At 73.1% G+C, this 14,968-nt stretch carries 14 protein-coding genes; 5 read left to right on the forward strand and 9 right to left on the reverse strand.

Going from position 1 to position 14,968, the window contains the following annotated elements:
* Positions 1-201 precede the first annotated feature (201 nt).
* Positions 202-2,307, forward strand: a complete 2,106-nt coding sequence (locus tag ACZ6S5_RS31210) for a coiled-coil domain-containing protein (RefSeq protein WP_466005812.1) — start codon at positions 202-204, stop codon at positions 2,305-2,307.
* 497 nt (positions 2,308-2,804) lie between these two features.
* Entirely contained in the window at positions 2,805-3,881 is a 1,077-nt protein-coding gene (locus ACZ6S5_RS31215; RefSeq protein ID WP_466005827.1) for an AI-2E family transporter, read from the forward strand.
* A gap of 3 nt (positions 3,882-3,884) precedes the next feature.
* Here ACZ6S5_RS31215 and ACZ6S5_RS31220 read toward each other — a convergent pair whose 3' ends face one another.
* The 7 genes from ACZ6S5_RS31220 to ACZ6S5_RS31250 all read right to left on the reverse strand — a co-directional run bounded on the left by ACZ6S5_RS31220 (position 3,885) and on the right by ACZ6S5_RS31250 (position 10,340).
* Positions 3,885-4,694, reverse strand: a complete 810-nt coding sequence (locus ACZ6S5_RS31220; protein ID WP_466005813.1) for an alpha/beta hydrolase — start codon at positions 4,692-4,694, stop codon at positions 3,885-3,887.
* Between the two features lie 66 nt (positions 4,695-4,760).
* A complete protein-coding gene (locus ACZ6S5_RS31225; RefSeq protein ID WP_466005814.1) occupies positions 4,761-5,087 on the reverse strand; it encodes a hypothetical protein in 327 nt (108 codons plus the stop codon).
* A gap of 66 nt (positions 5,088-5,153) precedes the next feature.
* Complete coding sequence (locus tag ACZ6S5_RS31230; RefSeq protein WP_466005815.1) at positions 5,154-6,230, reverse strand: hypothetical protein; 1,077 nt, start codon at positions 6,228-6,230, stop codon at positions 5,154-5,156.
* The gene (locus ACZ6S5_RS31235; RefSeq protein WP_466005816.1) at positions 6,227-6,721 is read right to left on the reverse strand and encodes a SigE family RNA polymerase sigma factor; all 495 of its coding nucleotides are present in this window, start codon (positions 6,719-6,721) and stop codon (positions 6,227-6,229) included. The genes ACZ6S5_RS31230 and ACZ6S5_RS31235 overlap by 4 nt, the downstream gene beginning before the upstream one ends.
* A gap of 41 nt (positions 6,722-6,762) precedes the next feature.
* The gene (locus ACZ6S5_RS31240; protein ID WP_466005817.1) at positions 6,763-8,553 is read right to left on the reverse strand and encodes a 3-hydroxyacyl-CoA dehydrogenase family protein; all 1,791 of its coding nucleotides are present in this window, start codon (positions 8,551-8,553) and stop codon (positions 6,763-6,765) included.
* Between the two features lie 125 nt (positions 8,554-8,678).
* Positions 8,679-9,743, reverse strand: coding sequence for an alpha/beta fold hydrolase (locus ACZ6S5_RS31245; protein WP_466005818.1), 1,065 nt, complete (start codon positions 9,741-9,743; stop codon positions 8,679-8,681).
* 84 nt (positions 9,744-9,827) lie between these two features.
* Positions 9,828-10,340, reverse strand: coding sequence for an FHA domain-containing protein (locus ACZ6S5_RS31250; protein ID WP_466005819.1), 513 nt, complete (start codon positions 10,338-10,340; stop codon positions 9,828-9,830).
* A gap of 208 nt (positions 10,341-10,548) precedes the next feature.
* Here ACZ6S5_RS31250 and ACZ6S5_RS31255 point away from each other — a divergent pair, with 208 nt between their 5' ends.
* A complete protein-coding gene (locus ACZ6S5_RS31255; protein WP_466005820.1) occupies positions 10,549-12,051 on the forward strand; it encodes an aldehyde dehydrogenase family protein in 1,503 nt (500 codons plus the stop codon).
* Between the two features lie 18 nt (positions 12,052-12,069).
* On the opposite strand, the gene nucS is transcribed toward ACZ6S5_RS31255, so the two are convergent.
* A complete protein-coding gene (nucS, locus tag ACZ6S5_RS31260) occupies positions 12,070-12,729 on the reverse strand; it encodes an endonuclease NucS (protein WP_466005821.1) in 660 nt (219 codons plus the stop codon).
* Positions 12,730-12,800: 71 nt separating this feature from the next.
* Here nucS and ACZ6S5_RS31265 point away from each other — a divergent pair, with 71 nt between their 5' ends.
* Entirely contained in the window at positions 12,801-13,418 is a 618-nt protein-coding gene (locus ACZ6S5_RS31265; RefSeq protein ID WP_466005822.1) for a DUF4126 domain-containing protein, read from the forward strand.
* Positions 13,419-13,487: 69 nt separating this feature from the next.
* Here the strand turns inward: ACZ6S5_RS31265 and ACZ6S5_RS31270 are convergent, their stop codons facing one another.
* Positions 13,488-14,075, reverse strand: a complete 588-nt coding sequence (locus tag ACZ6S5_RS31270; protein ID WP_466005823.1) for a hypothetical protein — start codon at positions 14,073-14,075, stop codon at positions 13,488-13,490.
* Between the two features lie 506 nt (positions 14,076-14,581).
* Here ACZ6S5_RS31270 and ACZ6S5_RS31275 point away from each other — a divergent pair.
* Positions 14,582-14,878, forward strand: a complete 297-nt coding sequence (locus ACZ6S5_RS31275) for a DUF1540 domain-containing protein (RefSeq protein WP_466005824.1) — start codon at positions 14,582-14,584, stop codon at positions 14,876-14,878.
* Positions 14,879-14,968: the final 90 nt, after the last annotated feature.

Here is a 14,968-nt window from a genome sequence, read left to right on the forward strand (position 1 = left end):
AGGAGGGACGGAGAGGTGGGGGTGGGGGGGAGAAACACAACGGAAGGTGGGAGGGGGGGGGGGGGGGGGGCACCCCCGGGGCCCCCCCCCCCCCCCCCCGCCGTCATGCTTTCCGGCCCGTTTCGCCACCTCAGTGAAGTAGGTCCCAACAGGGGCGTCCGTATCGCCCCAGCAGAGCCGGATGCGTGTGAGGATGGGGGCATGTCGCACGGCGAGGAACTGTTTGCGCTCGGCGGTGATGTGACCACGGAGCCCAGCTTCGAGTCCGCGCTGCGGGGTTACGACAAACGACAGGTCGACCGGTACGTCGCTCGCGCCGAGCACGAGATCGCGGCGCTGACGGGCGAGCGGGAGCAGGCGTACACCCAGATCCACAAGCTGGCCGGCCAGGTGGAGGTGCTGCAACGCGACCTCGCCCAGGTGCGCAAGCAGGTGGGTGTGGTCGACCGGGCCTCGTTCCGGCACCTCGGCCCCCGGGTCGAGCAGATCCTCACCATGGCCGAGGAGCAGGCGGACGACATCCTCGCCGCCGCCCACGAGGAGATCGAGGCCCGCCGGGCCGCCGCCGAGCACATCATCGAGGAGGCCCGGGAGCAGGCCGCCCAGGCGCTGAAGGACTTCGAGATCGCGCTCGCCGCCCGACGGGCCGAGGAGGAGCGGCACACCGCCACCCGCAAGGCCGAGGCGGAGGCCACCCTCAAGGCCGCCCGGGACGAAGCCGCGAAGCTGCGGAAGAACGCGCAGGACGCGCTGGCCACGGCGCAGCAGGAGGCGACGCAGCTCCGGGACACCGCCAAGGAGATCCACACCCGGGCCCAGCAGGAGGCCACCCGGCTGCGCGAGACGGCCAAGGAAGCCCTGGCCAAGGCCCAGCAGGAGGCCACCCAGCTCCGCGAGGCGGCCAAGGAGGTGCACGCCAAGGCGCAGCAGGAGGCGAAGCGCCTCACCGAGTCCGCGGCCGAGGCCGGCCGGGCCAGCCACGCGAAGGCGCTCGCCGAGGCCAAGAAGATCGTCGACGACGCGGAGGAGGCGGCGAAGTCCACCCGGGGCCGCGCGCGGACCGAGGCCAACCGGCTCACCAGCGAGGCCGCCGAGGCCGGCAAGCGCAACCGCGCCGAGGTCGAGGCGTTCGTGCAGCGGATGCGCAGCGAGACCGAGGCGTACGTGCAGCAGGCCCGGGCCCAGACGCAGCAGGAGTTGGGCGCCTGGCGGGCCGGCGTGGAGAAGGAGGTCAACTCCCGGCGCGAGGCGGCCGACAAGGAGCTGGCCCAGCGCCGCGCCGCCACCGAGCAGGAGTACGCCAAGCGCCGTGACGAGCTCGACAAGCAGCACAAGAAGCGGCAGGACGAGCTGGAGAAGACGTACGCCGACCGGCAGCGGGAGATCGAGCAGGGCGCCGCCACGATCCGGCAGGCGGCCGAGCAGGACGCGCTGACCCTGCGCCGGCGGGCCGAGGAGGAGTCCGCCGAGCTGCTGAAGCACGCCGAGGCGGACGCCACCGACAGGCGCCGCAAGGCCGACGAGCACGTCGCCGCCTCCCGCCGCCAGTTCGAGGAGTACGCGGCGACCACCCAGCAGCACCTGGCCACCACGCAACAGCACCTCGCCGCCACCCAGCAGGAGGTGGCCGCCGGCCGGCAGCAGCTCGCCCAGGTGATGCTGGAGATCGCCCAGGCCCAGCAGGAGCTGGCCGACTTGCGCACGGAGACCTGGAAGTCGCGGCAGGAGTCGGACGACCTCCAGCGCAGGCTGGCCGAGCTGCGGACCGCGGGTGCCGAGGCGGGGCTCACTGCCACGCCGGTGCACCCCGACGAACTGGCCGCCGCAGCCGGTGGCGACGCCGGGCCGACGGCCGGGCAGAGCGCGGCCCCGACGGGTGCCGACGCGCCGACCGCCGGGAAGGGCGTGGCACCGGTGACCGCCCGGGGCAGCGCGGCCGTCTCCCCCAACGGCGGCGGCCTGGCGACGGCCACCGAGCCGGTGACGATCGGGCCGGCGACGGCCACCGAGCCGGCGACAACGACCGTCGAACCGGCGACGACCGCCGGACCCGCGGCGGAGCCGGAGTCCGGCGCGGACGCCGGCACGGCCCGTCCGGTCGCCGAGCCGGTCACCACGGTGGACGGTGGCGGGGCCGCCGACGGGGTGGACGGCGAGCCGACCGTGGCCGCCGTGCCGGGCGAGGGCGGCCGGGGCGCCACCCCGACGAAGATCACCAGCACCGGCGAGAACGGCAAGCGTCCGACCAAGCCGACCACCGACGAGCGCAGCGCCAAGCCGAGCACGGTCACGGTCGAGAAGGACTGACCAAACCGGAAGCCGGATCCGGACGGCCAGACCGGCCCACCGCCGGCCACCTCGATGGCCGCCCTGGCCGAAACCCGACGCCGCGCCTGACGGACGCTACGAACTTGATGACGTGGACGACTCAGGCCGGTCGAATCGTCTCCGTCATCAGGTTGGTAGCCGCCGCGGACCCATGTCCTCCCGCCCCGCGAGGGTCGGGTCGACGGGGATGACCGCGAGCCGACGCGGGAGGCCTCGGAAGGGATGGCCGGCGGGCGGCACTGCGGCTACCCTCCGGGCAGGAGATCGCGCATCACGCGATCCGGCGTCACATGCGCCGGGGGGGAATCCGGGGAGGTCGCGTGACGCAGGACGGGCCGCCGGGCGAGGCGCGGCCGGAGGACCAGGACCCCTTGGACGCGTTGCGCCCCGAGCCCGAGCCCCGGGCGGGGGCCGCAAGCGAGGGCGAGGTCGGGGCCGCACCGGCCGGCAGCCGCGCGGAGAGCGGAGTCGACGAACTGACCGAGCCGACCGAGTTCGAGCCGAGCGGGCGGTTCGGCGTTCCGGGGAAACCGCTGCGGCGCAGCAGTTTCCTGGTCGGCTTCACCGGGGCGCTCGGCGTGTTCCTGGCGTACGCGGTCTTCCTGGGCGTCCGCAACTCCGCCGGCATCCTGGTGCTGGTGGTGATCGCGCTCTTCCTCGCGGTCGGCCTGCACCCGGCGGTGGTCCGCCTCCGCAACTGGGGGCTGCCGCACGGGCTGGCGGTGGCGGTGGTGACGCTGACCCTGGTGCTGCTGATCGTCGGCGGCCTGCTGGCCCTGGTGCCGCCGGTGGTGACCCAATCCGGGCAGTTCATCCAGCACCTCCCCGGCTATGTCGAGGACCTGCGCCGCAACCCCACCGTCAACGACCTCGTCGTGCGGTACGACGTGGTGCAACGGGTCCAGTCCGTGGCGAACCCCGGCACCCTCGGCCGGGTCCTCGGCGGCGTGCTCGGCGGGGCGCAACTCATCTTCGGCACGATCTTCCGGGCGCTGACCGTCCTGGTGCTGACCGTCTACTTCCTGGCCTACTTCGACCGGCTGCGCGACCTCGGGTACGCGCTGGTGCCGCGCTCGCGGCGGCCGCGGGTCCGGCTGATCGGCGACGAGATCCTGACCCGGGTCGGCGCGTACATGGTGGGGGCCCTGGCCATCGCGGTGCTGGCCGGGGCGAGCACCTTCGTCTTCGCGCTGGCGGTCGGCCTGCCGTACCCGTTCGCGCTGGCCGTGGTGGTCGCGGTGACCGACCTGATCCCGCAGATCGGGGCGACCCTGGGCGCGGTGGTGGTGACCCTGGTCGGCCTCGCCACCGACCTGCCGATCGGGATCGCCTGCCTGGTCTTCTTCGTGATCTACCAGCAGGTGGAGAACTACCTCATCTACCCCAAGATCATGCGTCGCGCGGTCTCGGTCAACGAGGTGGCGGCACTGCTCGCCGCGCTGCTCGGGGTGTCGCTGCTGGGCGTGGTCGGCGCGCTGATCGCGATCCCGACGGTGGCCGCCCTCCAGCTCATCCTCCGCGAGGTGGTCCTCCCCCGGCAGGACTCCCGCTGACGGTCAGCCCGCCCGCCGCTGCTGCGGGCCCGGCACCGGGGTGTCGGCGAAGGCGGCCACGGTCCGGTCTGCGTACGCGCTGACGTCGCCGGTCTCCATCGGGCCGTCCCAGGCGGTCGGCAGCGGAACCGGCACGGTCGGGTTGACCCGGCGGACGATCTCGTCGAGCACGGTCTCCGCGTCGCCGACCCAGAGGTGCTTGGCGCCGGGCACCCCGATCACCTCGGCCTGCGGCACGGCCGCGAAGCGCTGCCGAGCCTCCTCGGGGCGCAGATAGTCGTCGAACTCGGGCACCAGCGCGGTGAGCGGCTTGCCCGACTCGGCCCAGACGGCCAGGTCCTCGGGCGCGGAGAAGCGCAGCGGCGGGGAGAGCAGGACGGCCCCGGCGATCGCCGGGTCGCAGCCGTACTTGATCGTCAGGTCGGTACCGAACGACCAGCCCACCAGCCAGATGTTGGGCAGCTCGGCGAACTCGGCGTACTCGATCGCGGCGGCCACGTCGTAGCGCTCGCCGACGGCGTTGTCGAACGCCCCCTCGCTGGTGCCGCGGACGCTGCTGGTGCCCCGGGTGTTGAACCGGAGCACGGCCAGGTCGGCCAGCGCCGGCAACCGCCAGGCCGCCTTGCGGAACACGTGGCTGTCCATCATCCCGCCGTGGGTGGGCAGCGGGTGCAGGCAGACCAGGGTGCCCGCCGGCTCCCGGTCCAGCGGGCGGGCCAGCTCACCGACCAGCGTCAGCCCGTCGGCGGTGTGCAGCTCGATGTCCTCCCGGTGACCGGGCAGGATCGACGACGCACGGATCGGTGTGCTCACCGTCCCAGTCTCCCGCGCCACCCCGCCCGCCGCCCGCCGGGGCGGAAACAGGGTGATCCAGATCGCTCAGCCGTACCGGGGTGCGCTGCGGCCGCGCTGGAGGTTCGGACCGCGCCGGTCCCGGGCCCGCCAGCAGCCGCTGTGCCAGTGCCGCCGGTCGGTGAGGTCGCCGCGGTCGTCGGCCGGCCAGGCCACCACGTGCGCCATTCCGGGGCGGATCTCCTGGTCACAGCCGGGACAGCGGTACGTCTTGACCGACGCCCCGCCGCTGATCCCGCGTACCTGCCAGTCGCCGTCGCGCCACTGCTGGACGGCCGGCACGCCCTGGCGTACCCGCTCGGAGTCCAGCTGGGTGTTCTCGTCCCGGCGGGGGCGGTTGCGACGGGGGCTCACGGTCACCAAGCGTACGGGCCACCGGCCGGACCGGCCCGGGTCGGCTGGCCCGGCCGGCGGCGCCCGTCAGTGCCAGGTCTCCGGGTCGGTCAGCTCCTTCGCCACCTGCGCTCCGGCCAGCACGCTCGTCGCGTCCGCCTCCGTGAAGTTCACGTGGCCCTTGGGTGGGTCGCCCAACCAGGGCCAGCCGAAGTCGGCGGTCAGGTGTGCCTTCGGCATGCCGAGCAGTTCGAGCTTCGTGCCGTCCGGATAGAGGTAGGCGGGACGGCCACCGACGGTACGGTTGCCCTCGACCCGGTCGGCCGCGATCTGCGCCCCGTACTGCAACCGCACCCACATGTTCGCCGACGGCTCCCGGTAGAGGACGAGCTCGACGTTGAGACCCCCGGGGAAGGCGGTGGCGTCGACGGAGCAGCTGGCCAGCCTGGCACCCACCGGCAGCTCGCGTAGCCGCAGGGGCGCGGTGCACCGGCGTGCCTCACCCCAGCGGAGGGCGTCCACGGCCTTGGCCAGCATGCGCCGGTCGACGCTGCCGAGCACGCTCGCCCGGGCGTACAGGCCGGGGACGGGCTGCCAGGCCTTCACCAGACCACCGGCACCGTTGCTGAACGGCCGGACGACGCCGTCGAAGGTCACCGGAATCGCCCCCTGCTCGGCCGGGAGGCCATCGAGCAGCAGCTCGCCGACCTCCTTCGCGGAGCGGCTCACCTGGACCACGACCGGCCGCCCGCCCCCAACACTCAACCGGATCGACTCGATCTGGTCGCCGTACACCGCCCAGCCCAGGTAGCGGGCCCGGGCGGTGTCGACGCCCACGTGCAGGACCTGGGCGTCGGTGCCGACCAGGTCGGGGCGCTCGGCGGCCCCGGGCACCCCGTCGGCGCGGGGTGGCACCGGCGCGGCGGCGGTGGGCGTGGCCGCGGCCCAGGGCAACCGGGCCGAGAGCCCGCCGAGGTCCGTGCCGGCGACGCCGACGAAGCCGAGGACCCCGACCATGGCCAGGGCGGTGCCGGTGGCGGCCCGGCGGCGCAGCTGCCGGCGGCGCCCGAGGGTCCGGGAGTGGCGCAGCAGGCGGTGGGTGTCGGTCTCCCCCTCGGCGCGCTCCCGCAGCACCGAGGCGATTCGCTGGTCGAGGTCGGTCACGGCCGGCTCCCGTTGGTCGTCGGGATGCCGTAACGCTCCCGAAGGTGGGCGAGCGCCCGCATCGCGTGGGTACGGACGGTGACCGGCGAGCAGTCGAGGATCTGGGCGATCGTCGCGTCGTCCAGGTCCTCGTAGTAGCGCAGCACCAGCACGGCGCGCTGGCGGTCGGGCAGGGTGCGGATCAGCCGCCACAGCTCGTCCCGGTCGGCCGCCTCCCCGCCGAGGTCGCCCCGGTGGGCGCGGTCGGCGAAGGTGTCCACCGCCAGCTCACGGCTGGACCGGCGCCGCCACCAGGAGTTGTTGGCGTTGACCATCATCCGGCGCACGTACACGTCGGGCCGGTCCGCCCGAGCGATCTTGCGCCAGTGCACGTACGCGCGCGCCAGCACGTCCTGGGTCAGGTCCTCGGCGCGGTGCTCGTCGCCGGTAAGCAGCCGGGCCAGGCGGATCAGGGCCGGGCCCCGGCTGCCGACGTACTCCTCGAAGGTCACACTCTCTGGACGCCGTCGCCGGCGTCCGGTGTTGACCCGGATCAGCGGTTGGTGTGGTCGCGGAAGCCGCGGCCGCTCTTGCGGCCGAGGTAGCCGGCGGTGACCAGGTGCTCCAGCAGCGGCGCGGGGGCGAAGCCCGGCTCGCGCAGCTCCAGGTAGAGCTCCCGCTGGATGGCCAGCGAGACGTCCAGCCCGACCACGTCCAGCAGCTCGAACGGGCCCATCGGGTAGCCGCAGCCGAGCTTCATCGCGTAGTCGATGTCGTCGGCGGTCGAGTAGCTGGCCTCCAGCATCTTCACCGCGTCGTTCAGGTACGGGAAGAGCAGCGCGTTGACGATGAAGCCGGAGCGATCCCCGCAGGCCACGCCGGTCTTGCCGAGCGCCGCGCAGACCGCGCGGGCGGTGGCGGTGGTCTCCGCCGAGGTGCGGATCGTCTGCACGATCTCCACCAGCGGCATGATCGGCGCCGGGTTGAAGAAGTGCAGGCCGACCACGTCGGCCGGGCGCTGGGTGGCCATCGCCACGTCGATCACCGGCAGCGACGAGGTGGTGGTGGCGAGCACGACGCCCGGCTTGCAGATCTCGTCGAGGCTGGCGAAGAGGGCCTTCTTGACGCTCAGCTCCTCGACCACCGCCTCGACCACCAGGTCGACGTCGGCGAGGTGCTCCAGGGTGGCCGACCAGGTGACCCGGCCCAGCGCGGCGTCGCGGTCGGACTCGCTGAGCTTCCCCCGGACCACGCCCTTGTTCAGCGAGGTCTTGACCGCCTCGCAGACCTTGGCGGACTTCTCCGCGCCCCGCGTCACCGAGATGACCTCGTACCCGGCCTTTGCGAAGACCTCGATGATCCCGGTGGCCATGGTGCCGGAGCCGACCACGCCGACCTTGGCGACCACCCGGGCGCCGTCGGCGACCGCGGCGCCCGACGTCACCGGGGTGTGCTCGTCCGGTACGACCTTCGGCGAGCCCGGCCGCTCGTAGGTGTAGAAGCCCCGGCCGGACTTCCGGCCGAGCAGCCCGGCGGTGACCATCTGCTTGATCAGCGGCACCGGGGCATGCCGGCGGTCCCGGCCGCCGCGCCGGTACATGGTGTCCAGGATCTCGTACGCGGTGTCCAGGCCGATCAGGTCCATCAGCGCGAGCGGACCCATCGGCAGGCCGCAGCCGAGCTTCATCGCGGCGTCGATGTCCTCGCGGGTGGCGTACCGTGCCTCGAACATGCCGACCGCGTGGTTCAGGTAGCCGAAGAGCAGCGCGTTGGCGATGAAGCCGGCCCGGTCGTTGATGGTCACGTCGACCTTGCCGAGCCGCTCGCAGAGCGCCTCCACGTCGGCCACCACCTCGGCGGAGGTGACCACCGTGCGGACCACCTCGACCAGCTTCATCACCGGGGCCGGGTTGAAGAAGTGGATGCCGATGACCTGGTTCGGCCGGGTGGTGGCGACCGAGATCTCGGTGACGCTCAGCGACGAGGTGTTGGTGGCCAGGATGGCCTCGGGCCGGCAGACCCGGTCCAGCTCGGCGAAGATCCGCTGCTTCAGGTCCAGGTGCTCGGGGACCGCCTCGATGACCAGGTCCACCGAGTGCAGGGCGTCCAGCCCGACCTGGAAGTCGACCCGGCTCAGCAGGGCGTCCCGGTCGGCCTCGGCGAGCTTGCCCTTGGCCACCGCCCGGTCGGTGGAGCCGACGAGGGTGGTCCGGCCGCGCTCCAGGGCGGCCTCGGAGATCTCCACGGCCACCACGTCGATGCCGTTGCGGGCGAAGACCTCGACGATGCCGGCACCCATGGTGCCCAGACCCACCACACCCACGCTGGTGAACTCGCGCGCCACGACCGGCCTCCCCTTGGTTGACTCCGCCGTTGCCGACATGAACGGCCGCTAAGGTTATGCGCCGGAGTCTGCCACGTGACGCTACGTTGTCGAGACGCCGTGGGATATTTCACGGTCCGGGCGGTTCAGACCGTCGTCGGCACCTCCGCGAGGGCCAGCAGCTCGGCGACGAACTCGGCCGGCCGCTCCAGGTGCGGGCTGTGCCCGCAGCCGGGCAGCACCACCTCCCGGTACGTCCCGCCGTCCGCCGCGTACCGCTCCAGCACCGCCCGGGTCTGCCCGATCATCGGCTGCGGCGGGCAGTCCGCGGCCCCGGGCCAGCCGGGCACGACCCCGAGCGACCCCAGGTACGCCAGGTCGAACAGCGAGGTGTCCGAGACGATCACGTCGGCGTCGCCGCGTACCCAGGTGACCGGCGGCTTGGCCGGGACGGCGACCAGTTCGTCGGCGACCCGGAACCAGGCCGGCGCCAGCGCGTTGAGCACCCCGCGCGCCCCCGCCGCGCTGCCCGGCCAGTGCGGGGAGGCGACCGCCGTGCCCGGGTAGTTGTCGTCCCCGGTGGCGGTACTGAGCAGGCTGTCCAGCAGCAGCTCCTCGTCGGCGCCGAGCGACGCCGGGTCGGCCACGTACGCCGACCGCAGCACGTTGCGGGGGCTGGTCGGGCCGTCGGTGCCCCGGTCCCCGGCGGCCAGCCGGGCCACGAAGTCGGGGTTCGCCGTGCCGCCGCCGGTGCCGGCGAAGTCGGGGGTGGTGGGCGTGCCGTCGACGTCCCGGGTGCCACCGAAGCCGTACGGCGAGACGGGGGCCGCCAGCAGCAGGCCGGCCACCCGGTCGGGGTGGTCGATCAGCAGCCGCATCGCCACCCCGCCGCCGAGCGAGTGCCCGACCACCACCGGCCGGGCTCCCGGGGCGAACAGCCCGGGGACGTCGAGCAGGGCGGCCACGTCGTCGGCGAAGTCCCGCAGGCCGCGGGTCGAGTCGACCGGGGCGGTATCGGTGTCGCCGTACCCGCGCAGGTCGGGGGCGACCACCCGGAGGGTGTCCGGCAGCCGGGGCAGCAACGGCTCCCAGAACGCGGCCGACGAACAGTTGCCGTGCACCAGCAGCACCGGTACGCCGTCCGGTGGCCCCGCCACCCGGACCGCCTGGGTGATGCCGTTGGCCTGGACGGTGTGCCGCGCGCTCTCCATCCGCGCATGCTGGCACGTCGGTGCGGTCCGGTCCATGTGCGCGGTCCCCACACCGCGGCCCCGGCCGGTGTCGGACCGTACGGGTCAGCGGGGGACGTCGGCCGGGAGCGGCGCGGTGTCGCCGCGCGGTCGCACCGGCTCGGTCGGCTCCCCCGACTGCCGGGGCGGCGGCACCGGCTCGGTCGGCTCGGCCGACTGCCGGGTCGGCACGGGCAGCGGGAGGGTGGGCCGGTGGTCCCGGCGCGGGACGCCGAAGTGCAGACCGACCGGATCGGTGCGGGCCACGCCCGGGTCGAAGAACCGCAGTTCGGTACGGCCGACCCGGACCAGGTCACCGTCAACGAGCTGCGCGCTGCCGTCGATCCGTTCGTCGTTCAGCCAGGTGCCGTTCGTCGAGCCGAGGTCGGTCAACATCACGCCGGCGGCGGTCAGCTGGACCGTGGCGTGCCGCCGGCTGAGGTGTGGGTCGGTGAGCACGATGTCGGCGGTCGGCACCCGGCCGATCACCTGCGCGCCCCGGCCGACCCGGAAGCTCAGTCCGCGCATCGCCCCACCCGCCACGGTCAGCAGCGGCATCAGCTCCGGGTGCTCCTCCATGGACTCTCGCCCCTCCGCCCCACCATCGCCCCGCGTCAGAGTGCCACCTCACCGTAACCGCCTCCACCGCCGCGCGGTCACCCTCGTAACACCGGGTGGTCACCTCCCGTTCGCCGGTTCGGCGGTCGACTCCCCCCGCCGCACGTCCGTCGATCCGGCCGGCAACCAGCACCTACCGGCGAGTAATGTTCGGGTCTAGACTTCGGCCATGACGGCTGTGCATGTCCCGGGGACCCCGACCATCGAGGACGGCCGGCTGGTGTCCACCAGCCCGGCGACCGGCGCGGAGGCCGGGCGGCTCCCGGTGGCGACCGACGCGGACGTGCGTGACGCGGTGGCCCGCGCCCGGGTCGCCGCCGACTGGTGGGCCGGGCTCGGCTTCACCGGCCGGCGGGCGCGGCTGCTGCGCTGGCGGGGTGTGCTCGCCCGGCGGATCGAGGAGTTGGCCGAGCTGATGCACACCGAGGGCGGCAAGCCGGTCGCGGACGCCGTCGTCGAGATCCTCACCGCGCTGGAGCACATCGACTGGGCGGCCCGCAACGCGAAGCGGGTGCTCGGGCCCCGGCGGGTCCGCACCCGGCTGATCCTGGCCGAGTTCACCGGCCACCTGGAATACCAGCCGTACGGCGTGGTCGGCGTGATCGGCCCGTGGAACTACCCGGTCTTCACCCCGATCGGCTCCGCCGCGTACGCGCTGGCCGCGGGGAACGCCGTGGTGTTCAAGCCGAGCGAGTACACCCCGGCCGTCGGGCAGTGGCTGGTCGACCGGTTCGCCGAGGTGGTGCCGGAGCAACCCGTCCTCCAGGCGGTGCACGGCCTCGGCGACGTGGGCGCGGCGCTGTGCCGGGCCGGGGTGGGCAAGCTGGCCTTCACCGGCTCCACCCGCACGGCCAAGAAGGTGATGGCGGCCTGCGCCGAGACGCTGACCCCGGTGCTGCTGGAGGCGGGCGGCAAGGACGCGATGATCGTGGACGTCGACGCCGACCTGGACGCGGCGGCCGAGGCGTGCGTCTGGGGCGCGCTGACCAACGCCGGCCAGACCTGCATCGGCATCGAGCGGGTCTACGCCGTCGACCAGGTCTTCGACACCTTCGTCGACAAGGTGGTGGCGAAGGCCGGCCGGTTGACCGTGGGTCCGGAGGGTGCCGACATCGGTCCGATCACCATGCCGTCGCAGCTGGACATCATCCGCCGGCACATCGAGGACGGCGTGGCGCGGGGCGGCCGGGCGGTGCTCGGCGGGGCCGACGCGGTCAAGCCGCCGTACGTGCATCCGACCGTGCTGGTGGACGTGCCGGAGGACTCGGCCGCGGTGCGCGAGGAGACCTTCGGCCCGACGCTGACCGTCAACCGGGTCCGCGACGTGGACGAGGCCGTCGAGCGGGCCAACGCCCTGCCGTACGGCCTCGGGGGTTCGGTCTTCGGCCGCAAGCGGGCGGTGGCGGTCGCGCGGCGGCTGCGCTCCGGGATGGCCTCGATCAACTCGACGCTCACCTTCGCCGGCATGTCCACTCTGCCGTTCGGTGGGGTCGGCGACTCCGGGTTCGGCCGGATCCACGGCGAGGACGGGCTGCGCGAGTTCGGCCGGCCCAAGTCGATCACCCGGCGCCGGGCCCGGTCGATGCTGCCGGCGATGACCTTCGAGCGCACCCCGGCCGACGTCGCCCGCCTGGTCAAGGCCGCCAAGCTGATGTACGGCCGGGGGCGCTGACGCCGCCGGCCGGGCGGCTCAGAAGAGGGTCAGCTCGTCGCGCTCGATGCCGCGCAGCTTGTCGTAGTCGACCACCACGCAGCGGATGCCGCGGTCGGTGGCGAGCACCCGGGCCTGCGGCTTGATCTCCTGCGCCGCGAAGACGCCGGTGACCGGGGCCAGCAGCGGGTCGCGGTTCATCAGTTCGAGGTAGCGGGTGAGCTGCTCCACGCCGTCGATCTCGCCGCGCCGCTTCACCTCGACGGCGACGGCGCCCTGGTTGGCATCCCGGCAGAGCAGGTCGACCGGGCCGATCGCGGTCATGTATTCCCGCCGGACCAGGGTGAAGCCCTGACCGAGGGTCTCCGGGTTGGCCGCGAGCAGCTCCTGCAGGTGCGCCTCGACGCCGTCCTTGCGCAGGCCCGGGTCGACGCCCAGCTCGTACGAGGTGTCCTGGAAGATCTCCTCCAGGGTGATCCGCAGCTCCTCGCCGGCCTTGTTGACCACCCGCCACACGCCGGGGGCCTCCTCCAGCCGACACGGCGGGCTCATCCAGTTCAGCGGCTTGTACGCCCGGTCGTCGGCGTGGATCGACACCGAGCCGTCCGCCTTCACCATGAGCAGCCGGGTGGCCAACGGCAGGTGTGCCGAGAGTCGTCCGACGTAGTCCACCGAGCACTTCGCAATCACCAACCGCACCCGACGAGGGTAACGGAGCACCGGGCCGTCGCCGACGAGCGCCACTGGCGTACCGGTGCGATATTGAGATCGTGCTCGAAGTCCTCACCGGTTCCGGTCTCGCCGCCTCGGCCGGCCTGAACGCCTACATCCCGCTGCTCCTCATGGGTCTGCTGGCGCGCTACACCGATCTGGTCGACCTGCCCAGCGGCTGGCAGTGGCTGGGCAACGGCTGGGTCATCCTGATCCTCGCCGTGCTGCTCGCCGTCGAGGTGGTCGCCGACAAGGTGCCGGTGGTCGACCACGTCAACGACGTGGTGCAGACGGTGGTCCGGCCGACGGCCGGCGGCCTGGCGTTCGGCGCCGGCTCCAGCTCGCAGACCGTCACGGTCAGCGATCCGGACACCTTCTTCTCCTCGCACCAGTGGGTGCCGGTGCTGGTCGGCGTCCTGATCGCGCTCGGCGTGCACCTGCTCAAGGCGGCGGCCCGCCCGGTGATCAACGCGACCACCGCCGGCTTCGGCGCCCCGGTGGCCAGCACCGCCGAGGACGCGACCAGCGCCGTCATGTCGGTGGTGGCGATCCTGCTGCCGGCGCTGGTGCTGGTCTTCCTGCTCGGCCTCGTGGCATTCCTCTTCTGGTTCCTGCGCCGACGCAAGGACCGGCGACGGGAGCGTGCGGCAGCCCGCGCCGCGGGGTTCCGGGTCTGACCTGCTCGACAGACGCCGCTGGCCGGCACCCCTGTCGGGGTGCCGGCCAGCGTGTTGTTCTTGTGTGTGTCAGTTGTTCCAGTGCTGGGCGACCAGGTCGGCGGCCTGCTGCTCCCACTGGGCGTAGGCGTCCGGGTAGGCCGACACCTGCACCGTCTGCGCGGCCTGGGTCAGCGGCATGTCCTGCCAGCCGTCGACCTGCTTGAGGCCCTTCTCGAAGGCGAGGGTCGAGTACTCGGGGTTGGTGATCTGCTCCGGCGTACCCCAACCCGAACTCGGGCGCTGCTGGAACAGGCCCAGCGAGTCGTGGTCATTCTGGTCGCCGAGGTGACCCAGGTTCTCCAGCTTCGACTCCTGCAGGCTGGTGGCGATCGAGATGACCGCGGCCCGCTCCGGCAGACCCGCCTTCTTCGTCGCGGCGATGATCGCCTTCACGTTCGCCACCTGCTCGCCGTTCAGGGTGATCTTCGACTGGGTGCCCTGCACACCATGCGGAATCAGCTTGCCGGTGTCCGGCTTGTCCGCCTGCACGGCGGCGACCGGCTTGGTGTGGGTCACGGGAGCCTCAGCGTGCGCGGCGATCGGACCGGCGAACACGCCACCGGTGAAGGCCAGACCAGCAACACCAAGAACGCTCTTACGAATGATCGTGTTCATGGGAAAGCTCCATTCGGGGGTTGGCGCACTACACGCCGACGGGGGGGTCGGCGGGTGCGCAAGCACCGTCAGGCGCTCAAACAAGGGGGAAAGTCTTCGAGGAGTTCATCCAGCGCGCGGGGCTTGGCCTCTTCGCGGCGCCGGGACCATGTGTAACGACCGGCTGCCCGCCACCATTCCCGGGGGCCCGTCACCCCGTCGGGCGGGGCGGTCTTCCTCGGCCGTTCACCGGGATACAACGACCCCCGCCCGGCCACCATTCCGGCCCCACGATGCCGCCGGTCACACCCCCAAACCGGACACCACACCCCACCGACGACCACACCGCTCACCCGCCCGGCCCGTCAGTGGAGCGCTATGGAGGTATCCCGGCCCCGGTGACGTCCATGGCACCAGGCGCGCGACCCCCACCCCGCGACAAGAAGCGACAGAGACGGCCCAAAGCGGACAAGGCGAATCAGCCAAGTGCCTAGAATCGCCTCAAGACGCCTAAGGAGGTCGCCGCCATGACCGCTGCCATGGAGATGCCCCGGGTGCAGGAGTGCACCGTCAGGTCCTGCGCCTACAACCACACCAACGACTGCCATGCCTTCGCCATCACGATCGGCAGCAGCGACCACGCGCACTGCCACACCTTCGTGGAGATGCCGGTACGCGGCGGCACCGACCGGATCAACGCCCAGGTCGGCGCCTGCACCCGGTCGGACTGCCAGCACAACTCGGACCTGGAGTGCCACGCCCCGGCGATCACCGTCGGCCCGCGGATGGACCTGGCCGACTGCCAGACCTACGTGAGCCGCTGACGTGGGGGGGGGGGGGGGGGGGGGGGGGGGGGGGGGGGGGGGGGGGGGGGGGGGGGGGGGGGGGGGGGGGGGGGGGGGGGGGGGGGGGGG

Source organism: Micromonospora sp. NPDC051924, from assembly GCF_055586005.1.